The sequence below is a fragment of the Chryseobacterium sp. SIMBA_029 genome, assembly GCF_046535275.1.
GTDB lineage: Bacteria > Bacteroidota > Bacteroidia > Flavobacteriales > Weeksellaceae > Chryseobacterium.
On the sequence record NZ_JAWRXA010000944.1, the window covers coordinates 1 to 229 of the forward strand.

Consider the following 229-nt stretch of genomic DNA (forward strand, 5'->3'; position numbering starts at 1 on the left):
CGATGGAGCGCGGCGCGGCGATGCATGCATCGATCGCCGCCGGCAGACCTGTTGCCGTGCGCGAGGAAGAGACGCTGGCGGATTCGCTGGGTGGCGGTATCGGCCTCTCGAACCGCGTGACCTTCCAGCTGTGCCGCGACCTGCTCGACGAGGTCGTACTGCTGACCGAAGACGAGATCGCAATGGGCATTCGCCATGCCGCGCGCGAAGAAGGCGAGACGGTCGAGGG

At 67.2% G+C, this 229-nt stretch carries 1 protein-coding gene; it reads left to right on the forward strand.

The window, feature by feature from the left end; translation table 11 throughout:
• Positions 1-229: pyridoxal-phosphate dependent enzyme (locus tag SB679_RS26610; RefSeq protein ID WP_410705465.1), on the forward strand; the 229-nt coding region annotated here is incomplete at both ends.